The 15,577-nt window shown below is 39.9% G+C and carries 14 protein-coding genes; 9 read left to right on the top strand and 5 right to left on the bottom strand.

The genetic code is table 11. The features are described from left to right. Positions 1-94 precede the first annotated feature (94 nt). Positions 95-808, bottom strand: a complete 714-nt coding sequence (locus KME09_22845) for a hypothetical protein (GenBank protein MBW4536773.1) — start codon at positions 806-808, stop codon at positions 95-97. A 29-nt stretch (positions 809-837) separates the two neighbouring features. Then, positions 838-2,700: a hypothetical protein gene (locus tag KME09_22840; GenBank protein MBW4536772.1), complete on the bottom strand. Its 1,863-nt coding sequence runs from the start codon at positions 2,698-2,700 to the stop codon at positions 838-840. A gap of 281 nt (positions 2,701-2,981) precedes the next feature. Between KME09_22840 and pds the strand changes: the two genes are divergently transcribed. The 3 genes from pds (at position 2,982) to KME09_22825 (ending at position 5,997) form a co-directional block, all read left to right on the top strand. Continuing rightward, positions 2,982-4,400: a 15-cis-phytoene desaturase gene (gene pds / locus KME09_22835; GenBank protein ID MBW4536771.1), complete on the top strand. Its 1,419-nt coding sequence runs from the start codon at positions 2,982-2,984 to the stop codon at positions 4,398-4,400. Positions 4,401-4,539: 139 nt separating this feature from the next. Continuing rightward, positions 4,540-5,469 (top strand): phytoene synthase, encoded by a 930-nt coding sequence (locus tag KME09_22830; GenBank protein MBW4536770.1) that lies wholly within the window; start codon positions 4,540-4,542, stop codon positions 5,467-5,469. A 69-nt stretch (positions 5,470-5,538) separates the two neighbouring features. Then, positions 5,539-5,997, top strand: a complete 459-nt coding sequence (locus tag KME09_22825; protein MBW4536769.1) for a hypothetical protein — start codon at positions 5,539-5,541, stop codon at positions 5,995-5,997. Between the two features lie 2 nt (positions 5,998-5,999). Here the strand turns inward: KME09_22825 and KME09_22820 are convergent, their stop codons facing one another. Further along, positions 6,000-6,278 carry a YggT family protein gene (locus tag KME09_22820; protein ID MBW4536768.1) on the bottom strand — a complete coding sequence of 93 codons (279 nt, stop codon included), beginning with the start codon at positions 6,276-6,278 and terminating at the stop codon, positions 6,000-6,002. A 635-nt stretch (positions 6,279-6,913) separates the two neighbouring features. Beyond that, positions 6,914-7,189 carry a chromosome segregation protein SMC gene (locus KME09_22815; protein MBW4536767.1) on the bottom strand — a complete coding sequence of 92 codons (276 nt, stop codon included), beginning with the start codon at positions 7,187-7,189 and terminating at the stop codon, positions 6,914-6,916. 392 nt (positions 7,190-7,581) lie between these two features. Between KME09_22815 and KME09_22810 the strand changes: the two genes are divergently transcribed. The 5 genes from KME09_22810 to KME09_22790 all read left to right on the top strand — a co-directional run bounded on the left by KME09_22810 (position 7,582) and on the right by KME09_22790 (position 11,687). Beyond that, positions 7,582-8,778, top strand: coding sequence for a DNA double-strand break repair nuclease NurA (locus KME09_22810; GenBank protein ID MBW4536766.1), 1,197 nt, complete (start codon positions 7,582-7,584; stop codon positions 8,776-8,778). Positions 8,779-8,893: 115 nt separating this feature from the next. Next, on the top strand, positions 8,894-9,415 hold the full coding sequence (locus KME09_22805; GenBank protein ID MBW4536765.1) for a DNA recombination-mediator protein A: 522 nt from the start codon (positions 8,894-8,896) through the stop codon (positions 9,413-9,415). A gap of 179 nt (positions 9,416-9,594) precedes the next feature. Further along, positions 9,595-10,029, top strand: a complete 435-nt coding sequence (locus KME09_22800) for an FHA domain-containing protein (protein MBW4536764.1) — start codon at positions 9,595-9,597, stop codon at positions 10,027-10,029. A gap of 56 nt (positions 10,030-10,085) precedes the next feature. Next, the gene (locus KME09_22795) at positions 10,086-11,108 is read left to right on the top strand and encodes a DNA polymerase III subunit delta' (protein MBW4536763.1); all 1,023 of its coding nucleotides are present in this window, start codon (positions 10,086-10,088) and stop codon (positions 11,106-11,108) included. Positions 11,109-11,225: 117 nt separating this feature from the next. After that, complete coding sequence (locus tag KME09_22790) at positions 11,226-11,687, top strand: DUF4281 domain-containing protein (protein MBW4536762.1); 462 nt, start codon at positions 11,226-11,228, stop codon at positions 11,685-11,687. A 222-nt stretch (positions 11,688-11,909) separates the two neighbouring features. On the opposite strand, the gene KME09_22785 is transcribed toward KME09_22790, so the two are convergent. Beyond that, the gene (locus KME09_22785; protein ID MBW4536761.1) at positions 11,910-12,614 is read right to left on the bottom strand and encodes a hypothetical protein; all 705 of its coding nucleotides are present in this window, start codon (positions 12,612-12,614) and stop codon (positions 11,910-11,912) included. 116 nt (positions 12,615-12,730) lie between these two features. Here KME09_22785 and leuS point away from each other — a divergent pair, with 116 nt between their 5' ends. Next, a complete protein-coding gene (gene leuS, locus KME09_22780; GenBank protein MBW4536760.1) occupies positions 12,731-15,319 on the top strand; it encodes a leucine--tRNA ligase in 2,589 nt (862 codons plus the stop codon). Positions 15,320-15,577 lie beyond the last annotated feature (258 nt).

The raw sequence follows: 15,577 nt of genomic DNA, 5'->3' as shown, positions 1-15,577 counted from the left end.
AGCTTTTAGCTTTTTTAAAATTTCATTGTTGAGGTCTACCTATTTGTGACGCGAGCTTGCGAGCTAATCCTTTAGGGAACAGCGCAGTAAAAATTCAGATATCAACTTCAAATCTACGACATTTATCCAGCCTCTCATAAGCTGCGTAATCAATGGTTAAGCTTTCGTAAGTAACAAAATAATTATCATTCCATTCTGCTAAATAATCATTAAACCAAACATTATGGGGAATGAGATCGTGAGTATCTGCTTTTCCTGCATTATGACTCAGATGAATTGCCCCCACTGTATAAGAGTTAAGCAAAGTCAGACAAGTCTCTTTAGTGGTAGTGGTGTTACCCTGATGCCAAATGTTGACATGAGAAACATCAATTAATAATGGAAAGTCAATAAGAGTTGGAATACTAGAACACCAATAATTGTCAGCAGGCATAACCTCTAGATATACAGGTACTTGCAATGCTTTCTGCATTTTCATCATTGCCACTTCTAATTCTTTTTGACTGCAATAACTTTTTAGGGGTGGGTGAAGAGATACGGCTAAAACTTGATGACGGTTAATGAAATCAGCATAAGCTTTCCAGGTCGATGGTTGTAAAGGATCTAATTTATAGCGAAAATAGCGATCGTATAAACATGAATCATGGAGGATCAAAGGAATATCTGGATAGTCGCGATCAATCTCGCATTTACTGCCAATTGCTAATTCTAAATAATCTAATTTTAAAGGTGACTTTAGAGTGTAAAAAATATCCAAACACTCATCAAAACATCTCAAGCCGATCGCCGTTATACTTAATCCTTTCATTTGATTAATAATTTTTTGTATTGAGCTTTTTAAAAAGGAATTTCGTTCTCCCATTGATATTCTTCTGATTCGTCTCCATGAAAATCTTGTAGTATTCCTCGTGCTTTTGATTTAGATTCAGTCTGGGTTTTGCTATTTTCTAATAATTCAACTAATAATTTTTCTGCTGCTTCACGATCTTTTTCGGATACGGCAAATAAATTATTGACTTCAGCTTGACCATGTAGTTCTTCGCCGATTTTAATATATACCTTTTGCAACACAATTTCTTCTTTGACAAAAGCAAAGTTACCCTCACCATCTTTCCAAAACTTACTTAATAGCTCAATATTTTCGGGCAGATTTATATAATCCAAAACTTTTCCATAATTGTCCCAATAGTCAGGATGATGCTCATCGCAAATCTGCTCATAACAAAGATGATTATCTTTACACCAAGTATCCATGTGTCCTGGATGATATATGTATCTACTTCGTCTTAAATTGTCGTATAGCTGTTCATCATGAGCGATTAGCTCTTTAATTTCAAAAATTGCATCATAACTATCTATGCCACCCAATTTGAATTCGTCCCACCCATATTTGTAAGCAATATCATTATCAAGACACCACTTTTTTAAATCAAAATTTGGATTTTCTTTACGCCATTCCAAAGCAAAGTCTCTTTCTTTAATTAACTTTCGATGTAGAGTCTCTGCTACTTCTTCAGCTTGCTTTTTATCTGTAAAACAATATCTGCGCTGAGGGTATAACGGTAGTTCGTATTCATGACTATTAGTAATCTGACTACGAAGATGCTCAATACCAACATCATCTGGATTACCTACAATATGATGATATATTTGGTCATTATATCCCACACCAGATTGATAAACGCTGTATATTATGTCTCCTGGGTTTAGTTTCACTCCTTGATAAATAGCTTGCTGCGCTTTATCTAAATTAATTCCTTTCAACAACTGATAAGCAAGGATTCTAATTTCTAGCTGAGAACTATTTAGTGCAGTTAGTAAATAATTTGTCTCTGTTTCTTCTAAAGATAACGAGAATTCTTCTACATCTTCACCATAAGAATATTTATATCTGTCCTCATAGTCCAAGATCTGAGAATAATACGGATCGATACTTAAATAAGTAGTTTTATCAAAAATAATTTCACCGACAAATGCGAACTTACCTACTAAATCTTGCCAAAGTTGATTTAACAAATCTAAGTGTTCGCTGGATTTTAAATAACTTTCGACGGTTGACCAATAGATATTGTCTTTAAAATCAGACATTCCATCGATTTCAAGCCACCTATCTAAACCATTTTTTAGATTCTTTTCTTTCTGCAAATTATTGACCGCTTGAGTTATTTGATAGCAATCGCACCAATGTTTAATTGTTTCCTGATCATCATTAAACTCAAATTCTGTAATGCTTACTTCGGAAATTCTTTTATTGTGTAATGATTCTGCCACTAATTTTGCTTGTTGATAATTAATAAAGTAGGGCGTAAAAGTAACTACATAAGCTGCTCGATCAAAGCTGATGATTTTAAAACTTTGATTGATATAGTCATTGTCGGTAACTAAATGTTTTTCTTTATCTACATTTGAGGATGGATATAAGCTATAAAAACTATCGTCAAACCACATCGTGCTTTTTCTAATATGAAAAATCTTATCCCCAGGATTAAATAAAAGTCCTGGAGCGATCGCTTGTTGAACTTTTTGAGACTGATTATGTTGTAAAAGTTCGTAGGCTTTTGCTCGTATTTCCAGTTCAGGATCGTTGAGGCGATCGATCAAAAAATCAATACCTGATTCTCCATACTCTAAAGCTTGAGGTAACAAAGATACTTGCTGTTCAATACTGCTGTTAGCGATCGCCTGGAGCAATTCTTCCATCACAACTTCTCGTTTTCCACCCTGTCGTCGAATGATTATAAAATCAACTTGATTAATAAATCAAGAGCAAAATAGTTGGTTGCAAAATTTCTCTGGACTCTATTATGAGAAAGTAACTGGTGAATAACTCTGATAAATAGCTTGTCGCTGATAAATATTAATCGATCTAAGCATTTGTAACGAAATGCAAAGTATAATAATCAAAACTAGGTCACAAACTCACAAAAACTAATTAAGTGGCTTATGTAATGTAAACCGTTATTTGAGATAAGTATTTGTCAATGCGCGTTGCGATCGCTGGAGCAGGATTAGCAGGATTAGCCTGCGCTAAGTATTTGGTAGACGAGGGACATGAACCGATTGTCCTTGAACGTCGAGATGTTCTGGGTGGCTTGGTAGCTGCTTGGAAGGATGAGGATGGAGACTGGTATGAAACTGGTTTACACGTCTTTTTTGGGGCATATCCCAATATGATTCAACTGTTTAAAGAGTTGGGCATTGAAGACAGGCTACAGTGGAAAGAACATACTCTAATCTTCAACCAGCCAGAGAAACCAGGGACATATTCTCGTTTCGATGTTCCTGATATTCCTGCTCCTTTTAACGTAATTGTGTCGATTATTCGTAACAACGATATGTTGACTTGGACACAGAAGTTTAAGTTTGCTGTCGGGTTATTGCCTGCAATTATTCGGGGACAACAGTATGTGGAAAATATGGATCGGTATGATTTACTGGCTTGGTTAGAACAGCAGGGTATTGATGAGCGAGTTAATAGCGATATTTTTATTGCTGCGTCTAAAGCCTTGACTTTTATCAATCCTGAAGATGTTTCTGCTACTATTCCCCTCACGGCAATTAACCGCTTTTTGAAGGAGCGTTATGGTTCAAAAGTGGCGTTTTTGGATGGTTCACCCACCGAGAGATTGTGTCAGCCAATGGTTGACTATATTACCGCCAGAGGTGGAGAAGTACATCTTAATACGCCGATTAAGGAGATTATGACCAATGAAGATGGCACGGTTAAAGGCTATTTGATTCGTGGTTTAGACGGTGCAGAAGATCGCATAATTACGGCAGATGCTTATGTCTCGGCGATACCTGTCGATCCTTTGAAACCTCTGCTACCTAAAGCTTGGCAAGAGCAAACTTTCTTCCAGGATATGTGTAAGTTAGAAGGAGTAGAGGTAATTAATTTACATCTCTGGTTCGATCGCAAGATTACCGAAATCGACCAGTTATTATTTTCGCGATCGCCTTTACTGAGTGTCTATGCCGATATGAGTAACACCTGTAAAGAGTATGCCGATCCTGATAAATCAATGTTAGAGCTGGTACTAGCGCCTGCTAAAGACTGGATCTCCAAGTCGGATGAGGAAATTATTGCAGCGACGATGGCAGAATTAACCAAACTGTTTCCGCAACACTTTGAAGGAGATAATCAGGCAAAATTGCTAAAATCTAAGGTAGTTAAAACACCTCGCTCTGTCTATCGTGCTTTAGCGGGTACGCAGTCGGTTAAACCCACACAAAAAACTCCCATAGATAATTTCTACTTAGCGGGTAGCTTCACCAAACAAGAATATTTAGGCAGCATGGAAGGTGCGGTACTTTCTGGTAAACTAGCAGCCAAAGCGATCGCGGCTGATTATTCAACTTCAACCCAAGTGGATAATAAAACCCCAGCCGTCGCCGTTTAATCTACAAATCTAACTTTTGTTGTCTTGTTATATGTTTCTAGTAACAATAGGATGAGACAATGCTAAATGACATAGGGCAAAAATGTATACTACCCTATTCTCCGCTCAATAAAAGACAGTAACTTCTGCTTGCTTCTGAATGTTGCAATTACCAAAAACCGAAACGAAAAAAAAATTAGTCTCAACAGATGAGGCTTACGAGATTTGCCGTAAAATTACGGCAGATTACGCTAAAACCTTCTATCTTGGCACTCTGTTGATGCCTAAAGAGAAAAGTAAGGCAATTTGGGCAATCTACGCTTGGTGTCGCCTTACTGATGAACTAGTTGACGGCGCTAAAGCTAAGTACACTACCAAAGAAACTTTAGCAGCATGGGAGCATCAGTTAGAGTCTGTTTTTGCAGGGCACCCAATTGATGATCCTGATGTTGCTCTGGTTGATACCATCCAAAATTATCCGATGGGCATTCAACCTTTTCGCGATATGATTGCTGGACAAAGCATGGATTTGGTGTGTAATCGCTATCAAACTTTTGAAGAACTTAAACTCTATTGTTACCGTGTTGCTGGCACAGTCGGCTTAATGTCCAATGCTGTGTTGGGTATTGGTGTAGATGCTAACAGTGTACCGTGGCAAAAAGATCGACCGATCTATGTTCCCACCGAAGAAGCGATCGCTTTGGGTATAGCCATGCAGCTGACTAATATTTTGCGCGATGTCGGCGAAGATATGCAGCGCGATCGTATTTATCTCCCCCTGGAAGATCTCCACGCTTTTAATTATACAGAGCAGGATTTGCTAGCAGGAGTGGTAGACGAGCGCTGGAAGGCAGTAATGAAATTTCAAATTAAGCGAGCTAGAGAATATTACAAACAAGCCGAAGCAGGTATTCGCTATTTAATTCGTGACTCTCGATTACCAGTTTGGGCTTCTTTAATGCATTATCAGAGAATTCTGGATGAAATTGAAGCAAATAACTACGATGTTTTTAATCAGCGGGCTTTTGTTTCTAAACCAAAGAAAACCCTATCTCTTCCTGTTGCTTGGTTAAGAGCGCAAGTATTGTGATTCTTAGGTAGCAAATTGAATTCAACCAAATAGAAATAATCAAACAATCAATAGAGACGAATATTACCTATGATTCGATTTATAACAGGGCTACTGATTTCTATTTCCTTCTGGTTGGGTAGTTGGATGATAACTCCCCCCGCAGCAGCGATGACTTCAATCAGTCTCAGCAATCTTTCCTACGAGCCATGTGCGGGAGATGAGGCAGACGGAAGCGTTGCTAGCGGCGATCTTCGTCCAGCCAGTTGCTATACCATTAAAGGTAAAGCAAAAAATATTTCAGGCAAAACCGTAGTAGATGCTGATGTATTTGGTCGGATTTATGATGCAAATGACAACTCAACCTTTGAAAATCGGGGGCGAATTGGCACGATTGAAGAAGTACCCCCTGGTGTGAGTGACTTTGAAATCAGAGTCAGTGTCCCTGCAAATCAACCAACTCCTCTAAAATTAAAAAACTTTAAAGCCTCTGGGTTTGCAGGAAAAGTTCGTCCTTACTATTACGACGATTTTGAGAACGAAAATTAGCTTTAAAATCCGCTTGCCATGCTAGCAGCAGAAAAAGAAGCCAGTGAACTTTGGACAAACTGTAATAACAACAGCGCCAAAATCGCTGAAATATCAAGTCCACCTAAAGGTGGAATAATTGACCGAAATATATTGAGGTAAGGATCGGTGACAGGAGCAAGGAAGGAAATGATCTGTCCCGCCCATTCCGCAGTCTGAAACCAAGACAGTAAAATTCTCACAATTAGCAAGATCCAGTAAATCTGAAGAAAGCTAACCAGGCTGGTAACTATTAAATCCATAAATTTAATCAACTCCGCGATCGATTATTAATTGGTTTAGTGTAATTATCATAACTTCCCTATTTTAAAATAAAAGCGATGCAGATAGTAGCGTTACTGGAGCTAGTGATTACCGACTTTTATAGCTGTACAAAATTAGATTAGAACAATTATACTGATTGGCTCGTCAGCAGCTCGAAATTTTGTTGCCCTAAAAAATATGCCCTAAAGGACTAGCCCTAAAGGATTAGCTTCGCGTCAGCTGGCGCGTCCGTCCTTCGCGTCGCGAAGCGGTATTCTTTAGGACTGCTGAACCCGAAGGGTTAAACATTAGCGAAATCGAATTGAGCGTGTTACATCAGCAATGTCTAAAGCGTCGAATGGGCAATGCTCAGACTTTAGAAACAATTAACTGCTGGGCAAGAATAACGCAATCAAGAAGATTTAAACATAAATTGGCGTTTTACCACTAAAAATGCTTGAATCAAACTCGCCCATCTCCATCTCAACTTAACACTTTAACTTATACATGCTACTACCAAGTCTCCTCTTACTATTGAGAATTGGTATCACATTAGCTTAGGCGTAAATTATAATAATTTGTTTATTATGATTAATTTATTTCAAATCAGGTCGCTGTGAGCCAGATGGAGGCTCTAAATAAAATAGTAGTTTAAATTAAGTCTTGCTTTACTAATTTTGGCGGAAAGACGATTGACAGTGGCAATTTTCTGCTCAATCTGGATCGCTAGCTGAGAATCTTGATTATATTTCTGCTGATGGTTTTGCAGTTTAGCTAAAGTTTCTTTCACAGTAGCTAATTCTTTCTCGATTTTGATGAGCAAAACAATTAATCGAGCAACCTTAACGGTTTTTTCTTCGGCAACAATCTCTTGTTGGATAGCAGAAATATAGTTATTGATATCTTCCATGAATTTACTGATATGTTAATTAATACAACAGACTAATTACGTTTGTTTTTGTGACTTAATCTCAGTATATCTACGAATATGGGAGCAAGCTATAAAGTTTGGGTAATTAGTGGGGTAAAAATGTAAATAATGTGTGAATTTAGCAATATAGCCCCTGCAATCATTATTTTATAGAGGTTGTGGGTAGATAACTTTGCTACTAATTAATTGCTTATTTATATTTTACAGGCTTGTGAGGCGAGATTTTAATGATTCTGGACTAAATAATTTTACTTAGGGAAATATATCAAGCTACAAAGTTAATTGTTAATTGTAAATATTCGCGCCAGCTCAATTGAGCAGATGTTTTATGATTGAAAAATCTGCTTTATATACCAAAATTATTAACAACCATGCTGGATCTAGCCAAAATTGCGGGGCAAATTCCTGGGATTAGTCAACATCTACACAAAGAGGCGATCGCTTCTGGCAAAAGATTGGAGTCTGCCCAGAATTTACAGCGACAGGCAGCTAATCGACAGGCAGAATTAATTCAGCTACAGACAGATTTTCGCGATCGCCTGATTTTTGCCGCAGCTACTCCCATTGAGCCTCTAGATCGGTGTTTTGAGATTCAGCCAGCGCCCTATAGCCATAGTGTTTTTGCCACCGATGGTTCACAGATTTCTCCTTCCCATCATGAGATTGCCTACTGCTATCTGATTAATATCGGTCAGATTATGCTCCACTATGGACAAAGCTTGCACCCATTATTAGATAGCCTCCCCGAAGTTTTTTATAAAACCGAAGACTTATACATATCTCGGCAGTGGGGTATTCGTTTAGAAGAATGGATGGGTTATCGACGCACTGTAGCCGAAGCCGAGATGCTGGCAGAGATGGCTTGTAATTGGGTACTTCCCCCAGGGGAACACCATGATGTACCTAATCTAGCTTTGGTTGATGGCTCGCTGATTTACTGGTTTTTAGATGGCTTACCTGTCGAAGCTAGGGACAAAATTTTACCACCGATTTTAGCTGCTTGTGAACGCCTTAGAGTAACTAAAATCCCGATGATGGGTTACGTCAGCGCCTCTCGAAGTACCGAAGGACTAAATTTTTTGCGGTTACATACCTGCGAACACGAACATCCTAACTGTGTAGTTCATTGTGGGGACTTAATTGACAAATATCCCTGTCAGAAACTAGATTCTTTAAGGGATTCAACTTTCTGGGCAAGTCACCTACAACCAGGACAGCGCAGCCCTTTATATCGCAGTAATTTACGTATTTTAGAACTTTACGCCGAAGCTCAAAGAGTGCATTTTTGTTACGTCAACGTTGGTGCAGAAGTAGCGCGGATTGAAGTTCCCGCTTGGGTAGTGGAAGATAAAGCCCTATTTGACCAGTCTTTAGGTATTATGCTGGCTCAGGTACAAAAAGGCTATGGTTATCCCGTAGCCCTGGCAGAAGCACATAATCAGGCGGTAGTTCGAGGAGGCGATCGCGCTCGCTTTTTTGGTCTATTAGAACAGCAACTAATCAAAGCAGGTTTGCGCAACGTCGGTACATCCTACAAAGAAGCACGTAAACGAGGCAGTATTGCTTAATCTTGTTTTTGGAGCTTAAAGCTTGAAAATAAAGTTTTCCCACAACCTATCGCCTTGAACCACAATCATTTGTTACAATTACTGGCGTTAATCTTACGATCACAATATTTGTTCATTGAGCCAACAACCACTAGACACTGTTACCGCAAGTGACATCCGCCTCGATACATTAACCCAAGAATTAGCAGCAATTCAACAAACTGGTTCTAAGCGATTTGCCTTGTTAGGTTCTCGCCATGTACCCCTAATGCACCAGCAGCTAATTGAAATGATGAGCTACGCTTTGGTTTTGGCAGGAAATCGGTTAGTTACTTCTGGAGCGATTGGCACTAATTCGGCGGCGATTAAAGGTGCAATGCGCGCTGACTCAAATTTATTAACCGTAATTTTGCCCCAGAGTCTTTCACGCCAGCCTAAAGAATCTAAAAAGCAATTGGAGCAAGTAGTTCATCTAATTGAAAATTCTAACAACGATCATATGTCTCTAGGGGAAGCTAGTGCAATGTGTAACAGCGAAATTATTTCTCGTTGTCAACAGTTAATTTGCTTTGCTTTTCATGATAGCGATACTCTCTTAAAAACTTGTCGAGAAGCTGAGGAACAAAGAAAAATTGTTACCTTATTTTATTTTGATTAAGCTGTGGTACTGATTTGGAGTCATAATATTGCTCAGTAACCGCTAGAATTGTCGATCGCAAATTAGCAACCGTTTGAGTTTAGCTGCTGGTTACTATTTTTTATGGCATCCCATCTATTCCATAATTAGATAGATCGAGCTAGTTATCAGAATAGACTGGGGAATTGGAAACATTGCTCATGACTGCAAGACCTGTAAAACACCGTGAAGAACACATTTTGATTGTTACCGATGGCAAAGGTCATCGGGAAGTTCGTCTTCAGGATGAGAGCTACTCTATGGGTAGAAGCGCTCACTGTAATATTTTGCTGCAATCTCAGTTTGTGTCACGTCATCATGCCACCCTAGTCAGAAGAAAGGAAGAAGATCATGGTTACTATCGAATTATCGATGGTGACTCAGAAGGCAATAATAGTGTCAATGGTTTATTGGTCAATGGGAAGAAAGTTAGATTTCACGATTTAAAGCATGGAGATAAGGTGGTTTTTGGCCCCCAGGTGGAAGCCGTGTATGAATATCGAGAATATGATGTTTTTCCGACTATTCCCCCCGACGATCCTTTTGATATTACCCTCATCGATCCTGCCATGATTGATGATGAAGAACATGATTAATTGACTAACTAACGAATCTAGTACTTTAATCATTTATATTTAGCTGACCTTGAGATATGCAAGCTTTCCCGAATCTGCTAGGTCAATCAAAAGCAGTTGAATTGTTGCTACAAGCGATCGCCCTCAACCGAATTGCACCAGCCTATCTTTTTTGTGGTTCATCGGGTATTGGACGCACCATCGCTGCGAAAAATTTTACCCAGCTGCTATTAACTAATGGTTTATCTCTAGAAAAACAGTACCTCGCCAGCAGAAAGCTAGAGACAGGTAATCATCCAGACTTACTCTGGGTAGAACCCACTTTCATCAAGGGGGAAAAATTATACACCGCCACTCAAGCTGCCGAACAAGGTTTGCAGTATAAAACACCACCCAAAATTCGGATTGAACAGATTCGCCAGATCACCCAGTTTCTCAATCGTCCTGCACTGGAAGCCACGAGACAGGTTGTCATTATTGAAGATGCTCAAACGATGGGGGAAGCACCAGCTAATGCTTTATTAAAAACCTTAGAAGAGCCTGGAAAAGCCACAATAATTCTGATTGCTCCCGATACCGACTCTTTATTGACTACTTTGGTGTCTCGCTGTCAGCGAATCCAGTTTAATCGCCTCTGTTCAAAAGATTTAAGCACGATCCTGAAAGCCAATAACTACACTGCCATTTTAGAGCATCCTGAGCTAATGGCGATCGCCCAAGGAAGTCCAGGACAGGCGATCGCTGCTTGGGAGCAATTACAGCTAATTCCCGATGAACTATTACAGCAGTTAAAGCGATTACGCTCCGCGCGACGCGAAGCTAGTCCTTTAGGGTACCCTAAAGGATCGCCCAAAACTCCTTTAGAGGCTCTCAATCTAGCCCAAGCTATTACTACTCAGCTAGACAGTTCAGTTCAACTGTGGCTGGTGGATTATCTGCAAGCTTATTACTGGCAACAAAATCAGCAGCTAGAGCTAATGGAAACCTGGGAAAAAACTCGTCAGTATTTGCTCAGTTATGTGCAGCCTCGTCTAGTTTGGGAGTGCGCGCTATTAAATTTAATTTCCAGTCTATCAGTTGATTCTTCTGACACAACTTAATATTTAGCTGGATTGATAAATATCTACTACCTACTACTTACTACCCACGTACGAGCGAAGCTATCGATCTTGTTTGTTAGAATCACTTCAAGAAAACTCGTTAATTCCGTATCTGTAATGACAATTGCTCAGCTATTCGATTTTGCCAATTTCTTCGTGCTTCCATTCTGGATTTTGATGATTTTCCTCCCTAAATGGGGAATTACGCAAAAAGTCATGGCATCTTTTCTGCCATTTGTCGCACTAGCAGGTCTATATATCTATCTTTTTTCAGGGTCAATTACTCCAGAATCGGCTCAGGCTCTGTCCAATCCTAAGCTAACAGATATCGCTCAATTTTTTGCTACCGAAAGAATTGCAGCTACGGGATGGGTTCATTTTTTAGTTTTAGATCTCTTTGTTGGTCGCTGGATTTACTGGCAGGGACAAAAAACTGGAGTTTGGACGGTTCATTCTTTAATTCTCTGTCTTTTTGCAGGGCCAGTGGGATTGCTATCTCATATCCTCACGGCTTGGATTACAGAGCGATTTTTCTCGACTACTAAAGATGAAGAAGCTTCTACTCCCGCAACCCCCTAACATTTGAAAAAGCCGATCTAAGTAGGTAGGCAAAATAAGTTATCCTAAAGGATACACTTCGTTATCAAACCCCTACCCTTAGAGCTATTTGTTACTCGTTACTCGTTACTTGTTACTTGTTACTCCCTAACCTCATTTCCAATTTAATTACACCCACCTACTTAATCTCCAGCGCATCAACATCCTGATAGATCTTGGATATTGTTTGAACTTTACTTGTCCTCAACCCTTAAGTGATTTTTTGAATTTTTTGACTACAGCATCAAGCCAAAAGTCTTGAAACGGATCGACATATTTAGCGGTAGACCATAAAACAAAACAAGGATGCTCAACCACTTGCAGTAATCCTAAATCATCTTCAGAATCAGTGACTAAGACGGCTGAAGTAATTGCCGAAGGTGATAATACTTTTTGCATCATTAAGAGCTTTCCCTGCTGGCGATCGCTAGCTCCTGACCAAAATCGACAACCAACTAAAGAATCCCATCTCATCGGCATATGTTGCAGTATAGGCGTGATAATCAAGTCAAAGCCCAAACTCGCCACGATAACTGGTGCGTCAGTGTTACTATTAACTGCGTCAATAATTTCAGTATTGCTATATTCTTCAGCTAATTTTTTGGCTTTTTGCTGCCACAGAAATAATGTCCAGGGTAATAAAATAGAAGGAATTGCTACTAAATACCAATCTTTAGTCTGCTTGCCTCTCAACGATCCTGGTAGCCAACACCAAGGTCTAATTATTTTTAGTAGCATAATCAAAATAAAGCCGAGCCAGCGAGGACGAAGACTATTAATATATTCAGCCGTTGAGTTTCTAAGTAATAATGTTTCATCAAAATCAATGATTATCGGGTTATCTTGAGTAGCATTGGCGATCGCCAAAATAGCTGATTCTGGATTAATTTGAACAATATTTTGAGCCATAAACTAATATTTTAGGATTTCAAAGAATAGAGTATTGAGAGCAGCGTTAAGACCAAGTTTACTTATACTATTTAAGAGTTATCTAATTTAAGCAATTTATAGGAGTAACCCCAGTTGTGGAGTCACGATACAACGCAGCAGAAATTGAGCAAAAATGGCAACAGCAGTGGCAAGAATCGGCGATCGATGAAACTCCTCCCCAAAGCGATCGCCCAAAATTTTATGCTTTGTCTATGTTTCCCTATCCTTCGGGTAATCTACACATGGGTCATGTGCGTAACTATGTGATCACTGACGTAATTGCTCGTCTAAAGCGGATGCAGGGTTATCGAGTACTACATCCTATGGGTTGGGATGCTTTTGGTCTACCTGCTGAGAATGCAGCAATCGATCGCGGTATTCCCCCTGCTCAGTGGACGTGGCAAAACATTGCTCAAATGCGCGAGCAGCTAAAGCAGTTGGGGCTTTCGATTGATTGGGAGCGAGAAGTTACTACCTGTTCACCCGACTACTATCGATGGACGCAATGGCTGTTCTTACAATTTCTTGATGCGGGGTTGGCTTATCAGAAAGAGGCTGCGGTTAACTGGGATCCCATTGACCAAACTGTACTGGCTAACGAACAGGTGGACAATGAAGGGCGTTCCTGGCGTTCTGGGGCAATTGTGGAACGTAAGTTGCTCAAACAGTGGTTCTTTAAAATTACTGACTATGCCGAGAAGCTATTACAGGACTTAAATCAGCTTGACGGTTGGCCAGAACGAGTCAAAACCATGCAGGCTAACTGGATTGGTAAGTCTGTGGGGGCTTATTTAGAGTTTCCCGTTGTGGGTAGAACTGACAAAATTGCTGTCTTTACCACTCGTCCCGATACTGTCTACGGTGTGACTTATATAGTGCTTGCACCTGAACATCCTTTGACTCCTGAAGTAACTACCCCCGAACAAAAAGCAGCAGTAGAAGCTTTTATGGAAGAGATTAAAGGAGAGACTGAAATTGAACGTACGGCAGAAGATAAACCTAAGCGGGGTATTTTGACTGGCGGAAAAGCAGTTAATCCGTTTAACGGCGAAGAAGTACCCATCTTAATTGCTGACTATGTGCTGTATGAATATGGTACTGGGGCAGTAATGGGTGTTCCTGCTCATGACGTGAGGGATTTTAAATTCGCCACCGAGAAGGGTTTGCCGATTAAAACCGTAATTGTTCCCGAAGGAACTGATGTAGGGGCGAATCGCCCTAAAGGACTAGCTTCGCGTCGCGATTCGCCCCTACAGGATGCCTATACTGAACCAGGAACGATAGTTAATTCAGAACAGTTTGACGGTATGCCTTCGGTTGAAGGTAAAACCAAAATTATCGAATATGCTGAACAACAGGGTTATGGTCAGGCACGTATTCAGTATCGTTTACGGGACTGGTTAATTTCTCGCCAAAGATACTGGGGTTGTCCCATCCCTGTGATTCACTGTGATGATTGCGGTACTGTACCTGTACCAGAGCAAGATCTTCCCGTAGAATTGCCCGAATCTGTCGAATTATCGGGACGCGGTGGTTCTCCTTTGGCTCAGTTAACTAGCTGGATTAATGTAGCTTGTCCTTGCTGTGGTAAGCCTGCTAAACGGGAAACCGATACGATGGATACTTTTATTGATTCCTCCTGGTATTTCCTCCGTTATAGCGACGCTAGTAACACTAATACAGCTTTTGCGACCGATCGGGTTAATGACTGGATGCCCGTAGATCAGTATGTAGGCGGTATCGAACACGCTATTTTGCACCTATTATATTCTCGTTTCTTCACTAAAGTATTGCGCGATCGCGGTTTACTTAATTTCGACGAGCCATTTAAACGCTTGCTGACTCAAGGAATGGTGCAGGGTTTGACTTATAAAAACCCTAAAACTAATAAATATATTCCTGCGACTGAGATTAACCCTGATGATCCTGTAGATCCTGAAACGGGTGATAAATTAGAAGTTTTCTTTGAAAAGATGTCTAAATCCAAATATAACGGTGTTAGTCTCGAACAAGGTTTGGGACAATATGGTGTAGACACTGCCAGAATGTTTATTCTGTTTAAAGCACCCCCAGAGAAAGACTTAGAATGGGATGATGCAGACGTAGAAGGACAATTCCGCTTTTTAAATCGGGTATGGACTTTAGTAAGCAGTTACGAGCCTGCTCAAGTAACAGAAGCATCAACATTTACTAAAGCCGAAAAAGAATTGCGTCGAGCGATTCATACTGCCATCAAGGAAGTCACCGAAGACTTAACAGGAGATTATCAGTTTAATACTGCCGTCTCGGAGTTAATGAAGTTAAGCAATGCCTTAAAAGATGCCCAGTGTGAAACTTCTCCTGTATATCAGGAAGGAATTGAAACCTTAGTCTTGTTGCTAGCTCCTTTTACACCACACCTAGCTGAGGAATTATGGAGTAAGTTAGGCAATAGCGAATCAGTCCACAAACAGCCGTGGCGCGAAGTAGATGAATCAGCTTTAGTAGTTGACGAGATTACTTTAGTGGTGCAGATTATGGGAAAAACTCGTGGCACAATTCAAGTCCCTGCTGGCTCAGATAAGTCGGCGTTAGAAAAATATGCGACTGAATCTGAGATTGCGCAAAAATATATCGAGGGGAAAGAGGTGAAAAAAATAATTGTTGTCCCGAATAAGTTAGTTAACTTTGTAGTGGCAAAATAGTTTTAGGGCTAGGCTAAGCTTTGCCAAGAAATTTAGTAGGTTAGCTAGAGTGATAGTGAAACTAAACTAAAGCTGGTATTTGTAAAGTTTTGTACCTCAATCTAGCTTACTACTATCATAGTTCATAGAAGATATAGTAATTGAATTAAGTTATCATACCATTTCTCAAAAATAGCTATAGAGATAGAGCATCTAAAATATATTGCCAACCAGTCAAAGAATGAACAATATTTTTAGATAGAGAGTTTAAATTGAGCA

Source organism: Pleurocapsa minor HA4230-MV1, from assembly GCA_019359095.1.
Classification (GTDB): Bacteria; Cyanobacteriota; Cyanobacteriia; order Cyanobacteriales; family Xenococcaceae; genus Waterburya; species Waterburya minor.
The sequence above is the reverse complement of the archived record's forward strand: the minus strand, read 5'-3'. Positions and strand labels throughout refer to the sequence as shown.

What these genes read in the sequence shown, in the direction of transcription:
- KME09_22815 (MBW4536767.1), bottom strand. Translation starts at nt 7,189, where the DNA reads ATGGAAGATATCAATAACTATATTTCTGCTATCCAACAAGAGATTGTT.
- KME09_22790 (MBW4536762.1), top strand. Translation starts at nt 11,226, where the DNA reads ATGACAATTGCTCAGCTATTCGATTTTGCCAATTTCTTCGTGCTTCCA.
- KME09_22820 (MBW4536768.1), bottom strand. Translation starts at nt 6,278, where the DNA reads ATGGATTTAATAGTTACCAGCCTGGTTAGCTTTCTTCAGATTTACTGG.
- KME09_22830 (MBW4536770.1), top strand. Translation starts at nt 4,540, where the DNA reads ATGTTGCAATTACCAAAAACCGAAACGAAAAAAAAATTAGTCTCAACA.
- KME09_22810 (MBW4536766.1), top strand. Translation starts at nt 7,582, where the DNA reads ATGCTGGATCTAGCCAAAATTGCGGGGCAAATTCCTGGGATTAGTCAA.
- KME09_22785 (MBW4536761.1), bottom strand. Translation starts at nt 12,614, where the DNA reads ATGGCTCAAAATATTGTTCAAATTAATCCAGAATCAGCTATTTTGGCG.
- KME09_22825 (MBW4536769.1), top strand. Translation starts at nt 5,539, where the DNA reads ATGATTCGATTTATAACAGGGCTACTGATTTCTATTTCCTTCTGGTTG.
- KME09_22795 (MBW4536763.1), top strand. Translation starts at nt 10,086, where the DNA reads ATGCAAGCTTTCCCGAATCTGCTAGGTCAATCAAAAGCAGTTGAATTG.
- KME09_22845 (MBW4536773.1), bottom strand. Translation starts at nt 808, where the DNA reads ATGAAAGGATTAAGTATAACGGCGATCGGCTTGAGATGTTTTGATGAG.
- KME09_22840 (MBW4536772.1), bottom strand. Translation starts at nt 2,700, where the DNA reads ATGGAAGAATTGCTCCAGGCGATCGCTAACAGCAGTATTGAACAGCAA.
- pds (MBW4536771.1), top strand. Translation starts at nt 2,982, where the DNA reads ATGCGCGTTGCGATCGCTGGAGCAGGATTAGCAGGATTAGCCTGCGCT.
- KME09_22800 (MBW4536764.1), top strand. Translation starts at nt 9,595, where the DNA reads ATGACTGCAAGACCTGTAAAACACCGTGAAGAACACATTTTGATTGTT.